The organism is Ferruginivarius sediminum (assembly GCF_003344765.1).
In the GTDB taxonomy this organism is placed as follows: Bacteria; Pseudomonadota; Alphaproteobacteria; order Kiloniellales; family Rhodovibrionaceae; genus Ferruginivarius; species Ferruginivarius sediminum.
Window position 1 is genome coordinate 155,832 of sequence record NZ_QPMH01000003.1, and the last position, 14,578, is coordinate 170,409.

15 protein-coding genes are annotated in these 14,578 nt (G+C 66.0%); 9 read left to right on the forward strand and 6 right to left on the reverse strand.

What is annotated here, in order from left to right:
• Positions 1 to 2: 2 nt before the first annotated feature.
• Genes narI through DRB17_RS20125 form a run of 5 tightly spaced genes read left to right on the forward strand, consistent with a single transcriptional unit; the run spans position 3 to position 2,838 of the window.
• Positions 3 to 704, forward strand: a complete 702-nt coding sequence (narI, locus tag DRB17_RS04510) for a respiratory nitrate reductase subunit gamma (RefSeq protein ID WP_114580992.1) — start codon at positions 3 to 5, stop codon at positions 702 to 704.
• Positions 705 to 763: 59 nt separating this feature from the next.
• Entirely contained in the window at positions 764 to 1,555 is a 792-nt protein-coding gene (locus tag DRB17_RS04515) for a peptidylprolyl isomerase (RefSeq protein WP_114580993.1), read from the forward strand.
• A gap of 11 nt (positions 1,556 to 1,566) precedes the next feature.
• Positions 1,567 to 1,869 (forward strand): hypothetical protein, encoded by a 303-nt coding sequence (locus DRB17_RS04520; protein ID WP_114580994.1) that lies wholly within the window; start codon positions 1,567 to 1,569, stop codon positions 1,867 to 1,869.
• A complete protein-coding gene (locus DRB17_RS04525) occupies positions 1,850 to 2,473 on the forward strand; it encodes a hemerythrin domain-containing protein (RefSeq protein WP_114580995.1) in 624 nt (207 codons plus the stop codon). Before DRB17_RS04520 ends, DRB17_RS04525 begins: the two co-directional genes overlap by 20 nt.
• Entirely contained in the window at positions 2,470 to 2,838 is a 369-nt protein-coding gene (locus DRB17_RS20125) for a hypothetical protein (RefSeq protein WP_153242354.1), read from the forward strand. Before DRB17_RS04525 ends, DRB17_RS20125 begins: the two co-directional genes overlap by 4 nt.
• Before the next feature lie 28 nt (positions 2,839 to 2,866).
• On the opposite strand, the gene DRB17_RS04535 is transcribed toward DRB17_RS20125, so the two are convergent.
• Both DRB17_RS04535 and DRB17_RS04540 read right to left on the reverse strand, forming a co-directional pair.
• On the reverse strand, positions 2,867 to 3,508 hold the full coding sequence (locus DRB17_RS04535; RefSeq protein WP_147274800.1) for a 5-formyltetrahydrofolate cyclo-ligase: 642 nt from the start codon (positions 3,506 to 3,508) through the stop codon (positions 2,867 to 2,869).
• Between the two features lie 186 nt (positions 3,509 to 3,694).
• Entirely contained in the window at positions 3,695 to 4,162 is a 468-nt protein-coding gene (locus tag DRB17_RS04540; RefSeq protein ID WP_161958697.1) for a cytochrome c, read from the reverse strand.
• Between the two features lie 201 nt (positions 4,163 to 4,363).
• Between DRB17_RS04540 and DRB17_RS04545 the strand changes: the two genes are divergently transcribed.
• Together DRB17_RS04545 and DRB17_RS04550 are read left to right on the forward strand one after the other, a co-directional pair.
• Positions 4,364 to 5,572 (forward strand): NnrS family protein, encoded by a 1,209-nt coding sequence (locus DRB17_RS04545; protein WP_114580999.1) that lies wholly within the window; start codon positions 4,364 to 4,366, stop codon positions 5,570 to 5,572.
• 26 nt (positions 5,573 to 5,598) lie between these two features.
• Entirely contained in the window at positions 5,599 to 6,009 is a 411-nt protein-coding gene (locus DRB17_RS04550) for an iron-sulfur cluster assembly protein (RefSeq protein WP_241503742.1), read from the forward strand.
• A gap of 16 nt (positions 6,010 to 6,025) precedes the next feature.
• On the opposite strand, the gene DRB17_RS04555 is transcribed toward DRB17_RS04550, so the two are convergent.
• A complete protein-coding gene (locus DRB17_RS04555) occupies positions 6,026 to 6,727 on the reverse strand; it encodes a Crp/Fnr family transcriptional regulator (protein ID WP_161958698.1) in 702 nt (233 codons plus the stop codon).
• A 199-nt stretch (positions 6,728 to 6,926) separates the two neighbouring features.
• Between DRB17_RS04555 and DRB17_RS04560 the strand changes: the two genes are divergently transcribed.
• Both DRB17_RS04560 and cydB read left to right on the forward strand, forming a co-directional pair.
• Complete coding sequence (locus tag DRB17_RS04560) at positions 6,927 to 8,312, forward strand: cytochrome ubiquinol oxidase subunit I (RefSeq protein WP_114581001.1); 1,386 nt, start codon at positions 6,927 to 6,929, stop codon at positions 8,310 to 8,312.
• A 12-nt stretch (positions 8,313 to 8,324) separates the two neighbouring features.
• The gene (gene cydB, locus DRB17_RS04565; protein WP_114581002.1) at positions 8,325 to 9,332 is read left to right on the forward strand and encodes a cytochrome d ubiquinol oxidase subunit II; all 1,008 of its coding nucleotides are present in this window, start codon (positions 8,325 to 8,327) and stop codon (positions 9,330 to 9,332) included.
• Between the two features lie 242 nt (positions 9,333 to 9,574).
• Here cydB and DRB17_RS20130 read toward each other — a convergent pair whose 3' ends face one another.
• The 3 genes from DRB17_RS20130 to DRB17_RS04580 form a co-directional block, all read right to left on the reverse strand.
• Positions 9,575 to 11,455 carry a hypothetical protein gene (locus tag DRB17_RS20130; protein WP_153242355.1) on the reverse strand — a complete coding sequence of 627 codons (1,881 nt, stop codon included), beginning with the start codon at positions 11,453 to 11,455 and terminating at the stop codon, positions 9,575 to 9,577.
• A gap of 78 nt (positions 11,456 to 11,533) precedes the next feature.
• Positions 11,534 to 12,178, reverse strand: a complete 645-nt coding sequence (locus tag DRB17_RS04575) for an SCO family protein (protein WP_114581003.1) — start codon at positions 12,176 to 12,178, stop codon at positions 11,534 to 11,536.
• Between the two features lie 47 nt (positions 12,179 to 12,225).
• Complete coding sequence (locus DRB17_RS04580) at positions 12,226 to 14,043, reverse strand: multicopper oxidase family protein (RefSeq protein ID WP_114581004.1); 1,818 nt, start codon at positions 14,041 to 14,043, stop codon at positions 12,226 to 12,228.
• Positions 14,044 to 14,578: the final 535 nt, after the last annotated feature.

A 14,578-nucleotide genomic window follows, 5' to 3' on the forward strand; every position in this document is an offset into this window, starting at 1 on the left:
CCATGGGCGACTACATCAATACGCTGCTTTTCGGCTATTACCCCTATATCTGCCTGGCGGTGTTCTTCCTGGGCAGCCTGATCCGCTTCGACCGCGAGCAGTTCACCTGGCGTAGCGGCTCCAGCCAGCTTTTGCGGCGCAAGCAGCTTCGCTGGGGCAGCAACCTGTTCCACATCGGCGTCATCATCGTCTTCTTCGGCCATCTCTTCGGCCTGTTGGTGCCGGTCGCGGTGTACGATTTCTTCGGCATCGGCCACACCTTCAAGCAGATCATGGCCATGACCGTCGGCGGCATCGCCGGGGTGGCCGCGCTCGTCGGTGCCACCATGCTGATCCACCGGCGGCTGGGCGACCCGCGTATCCGGCGCACCAGTTCGTTCGGCGACATCGCGGTGCTGTTGCTGCTTTACGCGCAGCTCGTGCTGGGCCTGCTGACGATACCTATCTCGGCCGGACACCTGGACGGGCAAATGATGGTGACCTTCATGACCTGGGCGCAGGGCATCTGGACCTTCCAGCCCGGCGTCGCCGACCTGGTGGCCGGCGTACACTGGATCTTCAAGCTGCACCTGTTCCTCGGCCTGACGGTGTTCCTGGTGTTCCCCTTCACCCGGCTGGTGCACATCTGGTCCGTCCCGGTCTGGTACTTCGGCCGGCGCGGTTACCAGATCGTGCGCACCCGCAACCATCGGCGCACCGCCTGAGACATGCGTATCGCCGGGAGGGGGCGTTCCCGCCCTCTTCCGGCAGGGAGTGAATTGCCATGAGCGTCACGGTCAACGGCGTCGAGATCGACGAGCAGCAGATCGCGACCGAAACGCAGAACCACCCTTCCGAAACCCTGAGCGAGGCGCGGGAAGAGGCGACGCGCGCCCTCGTCGTCCGGGAGCTTCTCCTGCAGGAGGCGCGGCGGCTGAACTTCGCGCCCGACCCGCAACTTCTGGCCGAGGGCAAGCGGGAGACCGACGAGGACAGCCAGATCCGCCAGCTTCTGGACGACCAGCTCGACCTGCCGACGGCGGACGAGGCGACCTGCCGCCACTACTACGACAACAACCGCCAGCGCTTCCAAAGCCCGGAACTGTACGAGGCCGCACACATCTTCTTCCCCGCCGACCCCGACGACAGCGCGGCGCGCGAGGAAGCGGAGGAAAGGGCCAAGGTCACCATCGCGGAGATTCAGGATGACCCCGCCCGCTTCGCCGAGCTGGCACGCGCGCGCTCGGCCTGCCCGTCGTCGAAGGACGGCGGCAGCCTGGGCCAGGTGACGCGCGGCCAGACTGTGCCGGAGTTCGAGACCTTCCTGGACAGCCTGGAGGAAGGCCAGCTTTGCCCGGTTCCGGTGCCCACGCGCTTCGGCCTGCATGTGGTCCGCCTGGACCGTCGGGAGCCGGGCCAGGAACTGCCGTTCGAGGCGGTGAAGGAGCGGATCGCCGAATACCTGCGCGAGCGGGTCTATCGCCGCGCGGCCGCGCAGTACGTCCGCATCCTGGCCGGACAGGCGGACATCCGGGGCTTCGAGATGGACGGCGCGCAAAGCCCGCTGGTGCAATAGGGAGGCTTGCCATGCTGCTGGGACAGGTCCTTCGCGACGCCGGCCGCCACCCCGACCCGGTGGCGCTTCTGGCCGAGGAGCCCGACATCGTCCTGCTGGCCCGCGCCCAGGCCGCCGCGGCGGCGGCCGGGGAAAGCCTGGGGACCTTCGTTCAGGAGTCCGTTACAGCCTTCCTGAACGGCGCGGAAGAGGACGAATGGACGCAGCTTGTCGGCTACCTCCAGGACGGCCGGCTGAGCGCGGCCGGCTGCCTCAACCTCATGCTGCGGCGGCGGCTTGCCGGGGAGAACGGTCATGGCGCAGCGGCAACCTGATCCGCGAATAACTGAGATTCCGGCCTCGTTGTTGAAGGATCCCTTCGCCTACCTACGAGCAGAGCACCAGCGTAAGCGCGAGGTCTGCGAGATGATCGACACCATCGCGGCCAGGCGGCGCCCTTCCCGGCGCATGGCGCGCTTCGTGCTGGCCTATATCGCCGGGCCGCTTGCCTTGCACGTGCGCGACGAGGAGGAGGACCTGTTCCCGGCCTTGCGCCGGCGCTGCACGCTCGACGACGAGATCGACGACCTCTTCGGCCAGCTATCGCGGGATCATGCCGGCATCGCGGAGTCCGACGAGGAACTCTTGCGGGGCCTGGAGGCGATTGCCGCGGGAGAAGCGCCCGCCGACCGCACGTCGTTTGGTTTTGCCGCGGCGCGCTTCACCGCCGAGCAGCGCCGGCACATTGGATACGAGAACAACATCGTGCTTCCACTCGCCCGCAAACGTCTGCGAAAATCGGACTGGCGCACGATCGCACGCAACATGGCGAACCGGCACGAAACGGCAAGGAAAGCGCGCGCGGCCGACGACGCGCGGCTTGCCGGAGTACACGCCGGCACGGCAACAACCTCGCCAAAAGAGGAGGTAAACTCATGATCCAGGCGGGCACCGCACAGAATTCCGGGCGTGGCGGCCCTGGCAATTTCCTCGCCCGCTATTGGCGCGGCGAAGGGCTGCTGTGGCGCATCTACTGGCTTTACGGCGTCCTGGGCAGCCTCGTGCTGGCGGCGATCTTCGCCGCCGCGCTGCTGGGCAAGGCCTTCGCGGTCCAGCAGGTGTTGCTACCGATCGTACTGGCCTACACGGCATGGATCGTGGTTGCAGTGTGGCGCTGCGCGCCGAACACGCGCAAGGAACTCTACACGCACCTAGCGCGCGGCCTGACGGTGGCCTGGGCGCTCAACGTCGTGATGCTGATCGGCTTCCTGCAGCTCGAACTGGTGGCGGTCTACGCCGGGTGACGGCAGGCGCCCACCACCGGCGCCCCCCTCAGGCCGCGCGCCGGAAGGTGTCGGACTCCGTCACCACCGCCTCGAAGGGGATGTCGTGCGGCTGCGGGTGGATCGTCTTGAGCCGGCCCATCTCCAGGGCAATACCGATGCAAAACGGCTTGTTCTCGCCGAAAGCCGCCAGGGTGCGGTCGAAATAGCCACCGCCATAGCCCAGGCGATAGCAAGCGCTGTCGAACCCGACCATCGGGACGAGGCAGGCCGTTGGCGTCACCACGCGACGCTCGGGCGGCTGGGGAATGTCCCAGAAGCCCTTGACCATCCGCATGCCGGGCTCCCACGCCCAGAACTCCACCGGCGCGTTCTTCTCCACCACCACGGGCAGCGCCGCCTTGGCGCCGGCCTCGATGAACCCGGCGACGAGGTGGCGCAGGTCCAGTTCGGCCTGGATCGGCCAGTAGAAGCCGATGGTGTGGCCCGCAAGCTCGGGAAAGCCGTCGCGGATGCGCTGCGCCACGGCGTCGCGCAGGGCCTCGCGCCGCTCCCGGCTCAATTCGCCGCGCCGCGCGAGGATCGCCTTGCGCAGGCCGCGCCGCCAAACCTTGATGTCGGCCCAGTCAGTGCTTTCCGGCTCCGGCTTTTCGGGGGCATCCACGCTGGTATCCGGCGTGACGTCGAGCATGTCGTCCTTCCCTTCCTTCGCGCCCAAACGGGCCGCGCGCCGTCGGCACCCAACGCCGGAAGGCGAGCGCACAGCCGTTCATGTGCGTCATTTGCATGTTCGCCGGCGTAATCATCGTTGGAGCTGGGGCAAGCCGCTTGACCGGTCGCGACGGTGAACATTCCCCAACCGACGGCCCGGCGACCGCTATTCGGCTGTGAACGCCGGGAATCGGTTGGTCGCGTAGCGCGCGTGACAGGCGGCGCAGGCCTCGATCATGTCGCCGAACAGCTCGCGCTGCCGCGCCCCATCACCGTCCCGCGCGGCCTGCGCCAAACGGCCCGTGAGTTCATGGAACGCCTGGTCCCGCTTGACGAACGCCTCCGGTACCGCCGCGCGCAAGGCCTGGCGATCCTCGTCGGTCATCTGCTGGTCCAGGATGAAGCTGTCGTAGATCGCCTGGGCCTTCTCGGCGACGACGCCGTCCTGGCCCTGGATGATGGCGTCCTGGATCTCGTGGCTGGCGGCCAGCACCGCGTTCATCTCCTGCAGCAGCAGGCCGCGGACCTTCGGCGGAAGCTTCGGGCCGACCGGCTCCGCCGCGCCCGCGTGAGCGGCCGCGACGGCAAGCGCCAGCGCGAGCAAGGTTCCGGCGGTCGATCTGAAGATGCCCATCTCGATGTCCCTCCGTCTCTCGATGCCATCGCACAGCATGACAGGCAACCAGGTAGACAAGCGATCCACCTGGGCCTGCCAGCGTATGCCGAGCAAGTGCGGCAGTCTTTCACCTCGACGATGCGACTTGCTTGCGCCAGCGCAAACAGCGCCGCTTTCACGCCTGCATAGTCGGGACGGACCAGATTCGGGAGAGGCGCGATGAGCACGTTCGAAACCACCAATCACAGGCGGGGCGGCGCCTTCCGCTTCGCCCTGTTCGATGTGGGATTCCGGCCGTTCTTTCTCCTCGGCGCGGCATGGTCGGCGGTGTCGCTGGCGCTGTGGGTGACCGTTCTGCGCGGCGGCCTGCAATTCGCCGACGCCTATCCCGCCGTGATGTGGCACGCGCACGAGATGGTCTACGGCTTTGCCGCCGCTATCGTCGCCGGCTTCCTCCTGACCGCGGTGCCAAGCTGGACCGGACGGCCCGGCCTGAAGGGCGTGGGCCTCGCCGCGCTTGCCGTGCTGTGGCTGGCCGGTCGGGCGGCGATGCTGGCAAGCGGGACGCTGGGCGTGCCGCTGGTCGCCGCCGTCGACCTGGCGTTCCTGGCGGTTGTCTTCGCCCGCACGGCGGCACAGGTCCTGGCGGGCCGCAACTTCCGCAACCTGCCCGTCGCCATCGCCCCCGGCCTGCTTCTGGCCGGCAACGCGCTCGTCCACGCCGAGGCGCTGGACATCGCCGCCACCGCCACGCTGGGCGGCCGGCTGGGCGTGGTCACCATTGCCATGCTGGTCGCGCTTATCGGCGGGCGCATCATCCCCGCCTTCACCCGCAACTGGCTGAGCGCCACGGGACGCGGCGGGCCGATGCCGGCGGAGTTCGGGCGCTTCGATGTCGCGGTCATGCTGCTCACCGCCGCCACCTTCGTGGCCTGGCTCGCCGGCGCGCAGACCGTCCTTACCGGCGTGCTGGCGGTGCTGGCGACGGCCGGCAACCTCGCCCGGCTGCTGCGCTGGCAGGGCTGGCGGACGTGGCGGGAGCCGCTGCTGTGGATCCTGCACCTCGGCTACCTGTGGCTGCCGGTGGGCCTGGCGCTGATGGCCGCAAGCGCGCTGCTGCCCGCGGCGCTGGGCCCCTCCACCGCGCTGCATGCGCTGACCGCCGGGCTGATGGGCACGATGATGCTGGCGATGATGACGCGGGCGACGCTGGGCCACACCGGCCGCAAGCTGAGCGCAGATCCGGCGACGACGGTGATCTACCTGGCTGTCCTCGCCGCCGCCCTTCTGCGCATCGCGGCGGGGTTGTTGCCGTCTTATTACCTGCCGCTCGTCGCCTGGTCCGGGGGCGCGTGGCTGGGCGCGTTCGCGCTGTATCTCCTGACCTACACCCACAAGCTCTGCGGCCCGCGCGTCGACCGGGGCTGAGTACGAGGCGCCGAAGGAGGCACGCCATGACGAACCACGGTACCGAAGCACCGTCGCTCTTGGACATGCTGGACCCGGCGCGGACCGAGGGCATGACCGCGCGGGCCGGAAGCCGGCTGGCGGCCGGCGAAGCCCCCGCGCCGCGCGAAGCTGTGGTCGAAGCGGTGCGCAAGGTCTACGACCCCGAGATCCCGCTGAACGTCTACGACCTCGGCCTGATCTACGAACTGGACATCAACTCCGCCGGCGACGTCTACGTGGTGATGACCCTGACCGCCCCAAGCTGCCCCGTCGCCGGCGAGATCCCGAAGATGGTGGCAGAGGCGATCACCGGCACCGCAGGCGTCGGCACCGTCAGCGTCACCCTCACCTGGACCCCGCCCTGGTCGCCGGAAAAGATGAGCGAGGACGCCCGACTGGCGCTTGGGTTGTGTTGAAAACGCGACCGCCCCTCTACTCGCTCTCCGCGATCCGCTCCAGCGCGCTCGCGTCGCGCACGATGATGCGCTGGCGGGCACTTTCGACGATGCCTTGCTGGTGCCAGGCCGAGAGGGTGCGGCTGACGGTATGGAGGGTGGTGCCGGTCATCTCGGCCAGGTCCTGGCGCGTGATCGGGAAGGCGATTTCCCGCCCCTGCCTCGTGTCGCGGCCCGAGGCGTCGGCGAGACGCCGCAGGGTGTGGGCGATCCGCCGCTCCACCCGTTCGTTCGAGACCTCGTGCAGACGCGTCTGCATGCTTTGCAGGCGGCCGCTGATGGTGGAGAGTGCGTTGCGGGCGATGCGGGAATGCTCGTCCATCAACCGCTCGATGGTGGCGCGGGACCATGCCAGCAACCAGCTATCCTCCACCGCCGTCGCGGTCCCCGGATAGCCGGTGCCGCCGCACACGGCGACGCAGCCCATCATCTCCCAGGGATTGATGAAGCCGATCACGGTTTCCTGGCCGTCCGCGCCGCGCTTGGCCACCTTGGCGTGGCCGGCCACCATGACGAAGACGGTGTCGGCGGCGTCCTCCTGCTCGAAGATCGCCTGACCGGCCGCGACTTTCCGGATCGAGGCCGCCTGCAGGACGCGTTCCAGGCCCCTGTCGTCCAGTCCTTCGAACAGCGACACCGTGCCAAGCTGGCGCGGGTCCATCGTGGCGCGTATGGACATGTCCCTCACCTCCATCTCCAAGGATTACCCACCCAGGGCCTGGGCGTCGAGTGATAACGCGCGCTTTCCGGCGTGCGATGGTCCATTTCGCCGCGTGACGGCATGTCGCGCTACAGCATTCAAAAATTAGAATTATTTCATTCATGCATTTCCTGATGCATCATCCGAGGCGCTACCCGAACCCAGGCGGGGTGAAGCCATGGACCTCGATCCGCTCTTACTCTCGCGCATCCAGTTCGCCTTCACGGTGTCGTTCCACATCATCTTCCCATCTTTCACCATCGGGCTGGCCGCGTGGCTGGCCGTGGTCGAGGGGCTGTGGCTCTACACCGGGCGCCGCGTCTACTACGAGCTGGCGCGCTTCTGGACCAAGATCTTCGCCGTCTCCTTCGCCATGGGTGTCGTCTCGGGTATCGTCATGTCCTATGAGTTCGGCACCAACTGGTCGCAGTTCTCCAACATTGCCGCGCCCGTCATCGGGCCGCTGCTGGCCTACGAGGTGCTGACCGCCTTCTTTTTGGAGGCGTCCTTCCTGGGCATCATGCTGTTCGGCTGGAACCGCGTGCCGCGCGGCGTCCACTTCGCGACCACCTGCATCGTCGCGGTGGGCACCACCGTCTCGGCGTTCTGGATCCTCTCCGCCAACTCGTGGATGCAGACGCCGGCGGGCTTCGCCATCGAGAACGGCCGCTTCGTGCCGACGGACTGGTTCGAGCTGATCTTCAACCCGTCGTTCCCCTACCGCTTCATGCACATGGTGACGGCGGCCTTCCTCAGTACCGGCTTGGTCGTCGGCGGCGTCGGCGCATGGTACCTGCTGCGCCGCAGAAACCTGCCGCACGGGCGCATCATGGTGGCGATGGCGGTCGGGCTGCTGGCGGTTCTGGCGCCCGCACAGCTCATCATCGGCGACATGCACGGCCTGAACACCATGGAGCATCAGCCGCGCAAGGTGGCGGCGATGGAAGGCCACTGGGAAACCAAGACCGGCGCGCCGCTGATCCTGTTCGCCGTGCCGGACCAGGAGGCGCAGACCAACCACTTCGAGATCGGCATCCCAAACCTCGGCAGCCTGATCCTGACGCACGAATGGAACGGCGAGGTCCACGGCCTCGACCAGTGGGCGCCGGAAGACCAGCCGAACGTACCGATCGTGTTCTATTCCTTCCGCGTCATGGTCGGCATCGGCCTGGCGATGATCGCGCTGGGCCTGACCGGGGCGTTCCTCGGCCTGCGGCGGCGGCTGTTCGAGAGCCGCTGGTTCCTGACCGTGCAGGCATTGATGACGCCGCTTGGCTTCGTCGCCGTGCTGGCCGGCTGGTTCGTCACCGAGGTGGGCCGGCAGCCGTACATCGTCTACGGCCTGATGCGCACCAGCGAGGCCGTGTCGCCGGTGCCGGGCGGCAGCGTGCTGGCTACACTGATCCTGTTCGTCGTGGTCTACGGCATCATCTTCGGGGCCGGCATGTTCTACATGTTCCGCCTGGCCAAGAAGGGGCCTGAGGCCGATCAGGGCGAGCCCGCCCACGGCACCCCGGCCCGGCCCCTTTCCGCCGCCGGCGACGCCGCGGCACCCGCGGAATAAGGAGGCCGCGTCATGGAATTCTGGCTTCCCGTCATCTGGTCGGTCGTCATCGCCATCGCCGTCATCATGTACGTCGTGCTGGACGGCTTCGACCTTGGTATCGGCATCCTGTTCCCCTTCGCCGAGCACGACCAGGACCGCGACATCATGATGAACTCGGTGGCCCCCATCTGGGACGGCAACGAGACCTGGCTGGTGCTCGGCGGCGGCGGATTGATGGCGGTCTTCCCCGTCGCCTACGCCACCATTCTGCCGGCACTCTACCTGCCGATCATCGTGATGCTGCTGGCCCTGGTGTTCCGCGGCGTCGCCTTCGAGTTCCGCTTCAAGGCGGCGCCGCGCAACAGGTGGTGGTGGAACCTGGCCTTCGCCGGCGGCTCCACGCTGGCCGCCTTCGCGCAGGGGGTGACGCTGGGCGCCTTCATCCAGGGTTTCCAGATCCAGGATAACCAGTTCGTCGGCGGGCCGTTCGACTGGCTGTCCGCCTTCGCGCTCTTGACCGGCTTCGGGTTGGTGGCCGGCTACGCGCTGCTGGGCGCCACCTGGCTCATCATGAAGACGGAGGGCGCGCTGCAGGACTGGACGTACGAGCGGACCGTGCCGCTGATGAGCGTCGTGCTGCTGTTCGTCCTGGCGGTCAGCGCCTGGACGCCGTTCCTGGAGAACACGATCCACCAGCGCTGGTTCTCCTGGCCCAACATCGCCCTTTTGTCGCCGGTGCCGATCGTCACCGCCCTGGTGCTGTTCCAGCTCTGGCGGGCGGTGAACCTGCGCCGGGAGATCCAGCCCTTCGTGCTGTCGATCGCGCTGTTCCTGCTTTGCTACCTGGGCCTGGGGATCAGCCTTTACCCGACGGTCGTGCCGCATACCGTGACGGTCTGGGAGGCCGCCTCGGAGACCTCGTCGCTGATCTTCATGCTGGTCGGCGTGGCGATCCTGCTGCCGATCATCCTGGCCTATACCGCGTATACCTACTGGGTCTTCCGCGGCAAGGTGCAGCCGGGCGAAGGTTACCACTGACCGGCGACGCCTGCCCGCTGCGTTCCGGTGTGTGACGGCTCGCACAGCGATCCGGCCGTCATACCGGCATATTCAAGACCGACCACGGGAAGTAGGTGACCGCGGAACAAGAACCCAAGAAACCGCCGGCACACAAAAGAAAGGAGCAGGCGCATCGCACGCCTGCTCCTTCTTGTATCGGCATCGTCTTTCGGTTCGATGGGGCCGCCAGGATCGCCGGCGGCCCGCACCGTCACTCCACCTTAGTGAACGGACCAGATGTTCACGTTGTGGTGCAGCGGATCGAACTGATAGAAGCGCAGCCGGATCGACGGCTCATAGCGGTAGGTGACGTGCACGTTGTGCTCACCCAGGCCATCGGCCGTCCGCGCCTCGGCGATTTCGAAGCCCGGATGCCTCAGCCAGTCGGGCTGATTGTCCACGCCGTTCTTCATCCCGACGTTCGGGTTGGCGAGAGCGTGGTCGCGGATAGCAGCCAGTCCCGGCACGTCGCGCCGGGGTCCAACGCCCGGATGGGCGTCCTCGGTCTCCGGACGCACGGCTCCCGGCACCAGGGTCGGGCGCATGGTGTTCTGGAACCAGTAGGCCCGGCCGAAGGTGAACCACTGCCCCTGGCCGCCGACCGGCAGCGTGTTCTGGAAGGTGTTCTCGTACCCACGCAGACCACCGAAGTCGACGTTGACGTAGGCGTGCGGGAAATAGTCGCCGTTGTAGAGCTTGACCTTGAGGGTCTCGCCGCGGGTTTCCCAGTCGCGCCAGCTTTCCTCGGCGTCCCGGTTCACCTCGTGGACGGTGCCGTAGATCGTGTTGTTCAGATACACGAGCGTCAGGTCGTAACCCTCGGCCTGCTCCACGCCGCGGGGCAGCTTCGTGCGGTCCGACCAGTCCTCATAGGCCGCGCGCAGTTCACGCACCAGCGAACGCAGGGCGACGTTCGGAGAGGCCGGGTCCATTTCGCGGATCTTGCGGAACGCCGTCCACATCCGCTTGGCCGGGGCAAGATCGCTGAGCATGCTGATCGCTTCCAGCTTGCTCTCCTCGCTCGCCGAGGGGGTCTCGCCGAAAACGTCGCTCTCCCACTGCGGCAGGGTCTTGCCCATCGCGACCTTGGTGGCGTTCTCGATCGCCTGAATGCGCGGCGGATGGACGCGCCAGCCCCAGTGGTAGGTCAGGTTCCAGTAACGGCCCGGCGCCATCTTCATCTTGAAGACATAGCGCTTGCCCTCTTCCATCGGGAAGAACGTCTGGTCCATGCCGACGTTCGGCACGCGCTTGCCGATGTCGTTCGGGTCGTCCCAGTAGGTCACGAATGGCGCGAAGTCCTCGTGGCCCCGGTGCATGACGTCGATGACGTAGGTGATCGTCCAGGTTTCGTTCAGCACCGCCGAGGGATCGATGAACATCGTGTCGGACTCGATGCTCTGCTTGCCCCAAAGCTGGTGGACGGTGACGTTCTTGGTCTCCGGATCGACGACCTTGACGCTCTCCGGGCCCTTGTAGTGCAGCAGCGGGATACCGCTGTAGACCCGGTTGGGAACCGGATTGCCTTCGAGGATGTCGATGGCCATCTGGACCTTGTCCCGGTCGATGGAGGGACTGGCCTCGGGCAGGTCGCCCGCGTCCTCGCCGGTGCGCTCGGCACCGCCCCGGCGACCGTCGGCAAGAACCCCCTTGCCGTTCTTGAACACCATCTGGTTGGTCTTTTTACGCACATCCTGGAAGGCGACTTCCTCCAGGTGCTTGATGATGTTGCGCAGATCCTGTCCCTGCGAGGTCGGATTGATGTCCGTGACCACCGGATCGGGGTGCAGGTTGTAGGGATCCTCCGGCGTGGACGGCAGCGTGTTCGGGATGACGTCCCCGCCGCTGTCCCGGGCGTTCTCGTAGATCGTCGGCAGCATGTTCGACGGTGTCGGCTCGGTGAACGGGTTCACCTCGGGAAAGATCGCCGAACCGGTCTGGAAGAAGGACGTCGTGCCGTCGTCGGACAGCTCGAATGTCCTGTCAGCCGGCCGCACCTGCGGCATCGGGTGATTGATTTGTGCCTGAGCCGCGGCGGCACCGGCCAGCATGGCCGCCGCCGACACCGTGGCCAGCACGCTACGCGTGATTCGCTTACGCATCACTGAACTCCGTATATTGCGTCCCAAACTCGATCCCTCGCTGATCGCGCGTGTCGCGGCGAGGGGCTGGGGTTCGCGTCAGACCGCCCGGTTGTTCCAGGGGTACGGGTTTTGGCCCAAGCGTGCGGGACCCGCCAGGCGCGGGGTCGAGGGCACTTCCTTCGGCATCACCCAGGTCACGCGGTTGGCCGCGTCCTCCGGGCGGATCATGCCGGGGAAGGAACCCCAGACGTTCGCCTGACCGTTCCCGTAGAACACGATGCGGCCGAGCTGCGGGCCGATGTTCTTGCCGAAGTGGTACATCCGCTGCAGCAAGGTGCCCGCGTCCTCCGCCGTCGCCCGCATGAAGCACCAGCCGCTGGGCGCGTTGTGCTTGCTGGCGAACTCGGCCAGACGTTCGACCGTGTCCTTCTCGGGGTTCAGCGTGATCGAGGTGATGAACACCTCCCGGCCGACCTTGTCGCCCAGGAGCTGCGCGGTCTTGGCCAGGTTGGCCGTGACCGGGAAATTCTGCTCATCGTCGATCGACATGAAGTTCACGAGGAAGACCTTGTTCTTGATCCGGTCCTCGTAGAACCGTGCCCGCTCGCCAGTGTGGATCTCGGCCTCGACGTGCGGAAAACCGCCGTTCGTCTTGAGGTCGATTTCCCGGAACTTCGCCGGGTTCGTCCCACCGCCGCAGATGGCGGACACGTTCCTGAACAGATCGCGTCGCTCTGTCATCTCATCCTCTCAACTGTTCGGATTTCTGCCGTACCTCTGCGGGGCGATCAGTCGCCCTGGCCCGGCTCGACGATGTCCCACCGGATCATCATCGCGTGGTCCTCGTGCACGACGTTGTGGCAATGCATGACGTGCTTGCCGAAGAAGTCGCGCCAACGGCCGAACAGCTTGACTTCGTCGCCGGGGCCAAGCTGGACCACGTCCTTCTTGGTGTCCTTGATGGTCCCTGGCGGGATCGGTTTGCCGTTGATCTCGAAGATCTGGAACTCTTCCATGTGCGTGTGGATCGGGTGACCCCACTTCACGCCCTCGTTGCGGAAGGTCCAGATTTCCGCGGACCCCTGCTCGATCGCCGCGTCGACGCGGTTCGGGTCCATCAGGCGGCCGTCGATGGTGAACAGGCCACCGTCGTAGTCGAACGTGAACAGGCGCTCGCGCCGGACCTCGTTGAAGTCGATAGTCGGCTGCTTGCGCATCTGATCGGGGATACGGCTCGGATCCTCGACCTCGTCCGCCTGGACACGGAACTGCATGATGAGGTCGCCCTCGTCGAGCTGGCGGCCGCTCGGCCCCTCGCCCGTCGGACGCATCTCCAGACGGTTCACCAGGTAGACGTTGTCGCCCGGCTTGAAGTGCGAGAAATCGACGATGACGTCCTGCCGGTTCGCCACCCAGACCTCGACGTTGTCGCTCTCGATCGGCTCCTCGTGCAGGTTGCCGTCGTTCGACAGGGAGATGAACTTCTCGCCGAGCCTGGCGGCCGGATCGTCGCTGTCCGAACGCAGGAACAGGTTATAGAGCCGGCTGGGACCGCCGTTAAGGATGCGGAAGCGGTACTTGCGGCGCTTCACGTCCAGGTACGGCTGGATGATGCGGTTCACCGTGAACTGGTCGCCCAGCATGCCGAACGTCGTGTGCATGAAGCTCGGCAGCGCGTGGCCATCGATCTCCTGGATGTCCGGGGTGAAGAAGTCCCAGGCAACCTGGCCATCCTGCTGGAACTGCACGTCGTGCAGGATCAGCGGGATGTCGTACTCGCCGCTCGGCAGGCGGCTCGCATTCGGGTTCGGGTCCCGCTCGTTGTCCGAATCGAACTCGTCGAACAGCCAGTAGAAACCGCTGAGCCCGGCGTAGACGTTCGGGGCGGTGAAATCGAGCCTGTGGTCGTGGTACCACAGGGTGTTCATCTTCTCCTGCTCGTCGAAGCCGGCCGGGAAGTTGCCGTAGTGGTGATCCCAGAACTCGCCCGGATCGAAGTAGTCCTGCGGGATGCCGTCACTCTCCGAAGCCGTATGGGCATTGTGGAGATGGATCGTGACGGACGGCAGGGCGAACTTGACATTGGCGTCGGGCGATCCGATCGGCGGCATCTTGTTCAGACGACGCACGAAGATCGGCTCACCGTACCACGCCTTGTAGGTCGCGCCCGGGATCAAGTTGTTGAAGCCGTAGCCCCAGGAACCCGCGGTCGTGCTGAAACCGGTGCCGCCGTCCCCGTACGGCGCCTCCGGGTGGTACCGCCAGCGCATCTCGGTGAGATGCTCGATGTAGAACTTCTGCGGCGGGAAGTCGTTGAACCGCTGATGCCGCTCAGGGTCCGGAGCAACACCGCCATTCTCCGGCTTCAGCAGATCGCTCTGCGGCACCGGCTGTGCCACCGGCATGATATGCAGCGGCGCCACGAACGGCGTGACCTTCGGACTCGGCCGGGCCACCACGCTCGGAACGTGCGTCTGCGGGAAAACCTCGCCGCTTTGCGGGAACGGCCGCAACCCGTGCTGTGGCGCGGCCTTCGCCTGACTTGCCGCGAAACCAGCACCCGCGGCGGCCATACCGGCCTTGAGGGCGTCTCGCCTGTTGAACATTCTGGCTCCTCCAAATTGCGTACACGTGCTTTTTCATCACGCAATGCTTGTGGAGCGCGCAGACGAGGGTCTCCTGGCTTGGTGTTTTCGGCCCACGTGCCAGTTGTTCTTCGCTTAGTCTGATTTCTAGGAAAGCGGGCAGATTTGCCCAGTTCCCACCCCTTTTTCTCGCAACCCCCGATTGCAACGACCCACGCCTCGGATGATATACAGGGTTGATGGGTCGCTCAAGCATAGTTTCTTTACGGGCGGTTAAGGGGATGTGTCACACAATTGATACGGGAAGTTTTTAAAAAAGTCAGTGGGTTAATTGGTGAAGATTTCCGTGCGAAAGTTGTGAATATCATTAAACCCCCGGCAGCGTGCCCAAATGGGGCTAATGCGTGCCTGCGGAAAGAAATCTCTCGCGCGCGCTCTTCAGAGCCGTGCAAGAGCCGGCGGATCAATTCACGGTCGGCGACGACACCCTCCCTGCCAGAGGCGCGTCGATATCCAGAATCAGCCTGCTTTCCAAGGCATTTGGACCGATATGCCG

Excerpts from the sequence above, each read along its gene's own strand:
- narI (WP_114580992.1), top strand. The coding sequence starts at position 3 with ATGGGCGACTACATCAATACGCTGCTTTTCGGCTATTACCCCTATATC.
- DRB17_RS04515 (WP_114580993.1), top strand. The coding sequence starts at position 764 with ATGAGCGTCACGGTCAACGGCGTCGAGATCGACGAGCAGCAGATCGCG.
- DRB17_RS04520 (WP_114580994.1), top strand. The coding sequence starts at position 1,567 with ATGCTGCTGGGACAGGTCCTTCGCGACGCCGGCCGCCACCCCGACCCG.
- DRB17_RS04525 (WP_114580995.1), top strand. The coding sequence starts at position 1,850 with ATGGCGCAGCGGCAACCTGATCCGCGAATAACTGAGATTCCGGCCTCG.
- DRB17_RS20125 (WP_153242354.1), top strand. The coding sequence starts at position 2,470 with ATGATCCAGGCGGGCACCGCACAGAATTCCGGGCGTGGCGGCCCTGGC.
- DRB17_RS04535 (WP_147274800.1), bottom strand. The coding sequence starts at position 3,508 with ATGCTCGACGTCACGCCGGATACCAGCGTGGATGCCCCCGAAAAGCCG.
- DRB17_RS04540 (WP_161958697.1), bottom strand. The coding sequence starts at position 4,162 with ATGGGCATCTTCAGATCGACCGCCGGAACCTTGCTCGCGCTGGCGCTT.
- DRB17_RS04545 (WP_114580999.1), top strand. The coding sequence starts at position 4,364 with ATGAGCACGTTCGAAACCACCAATCACAGGCGGGGCGGCGCCTTCCGC.
- DRB17_RS04550 (WP_241503742.1), top strand. The coding sequence starts at position 5,599 with ATGACGAACCACGGTACCGAAGCACCGTCGCTCTTGGACATGCTGGAC.
- DRB17_RS04555 (WP_161958698.1), bottom strand. The coding sequence starts at position 6,727 with ATGTCCATACGCGCCACGATGGACCCGCGCCAGCTTGGCACGGTGTCG.
- DRB17_RS04560 (WP_114581001.1), top strand. The coding sequence starts at position 6,927 with ATGGACCTCGATCCGCTCTTACTCTCGCGCATCCAGTTCGCCTTCACG.
- cydB (WP_114581002.1), top strand. The coding sequence starts at position 8,325 with ATGGAATTCTGGCTTCCCGTCATCTGGTCGGTCGTCATCGCCATCGCC.
- DRB17_RS20130 (WP_153242355.1), bottom strand. The coding sequence starts at position 11,455 with ATGCGTAAGCGAATCACGCGTAGCGTGCTGGCCACGGTGTCGGCGGCG.
- DRB17_RS04575 (WP_114581003.1), bottom strand. The coding sequence starts at position 12,178 with ATGACAGAGCGACGCGATCTGTTCAGGAACGTGTCCGCCATCTGCGGC.
- DRB17_RS04580 (WP_114581004.1), bottom strand. The coding sequence starts at position 14,043 with ATGTTCAACAGGCGAGACGCCCTCAAGGCCGGTATGGCCGCCGCGGGT.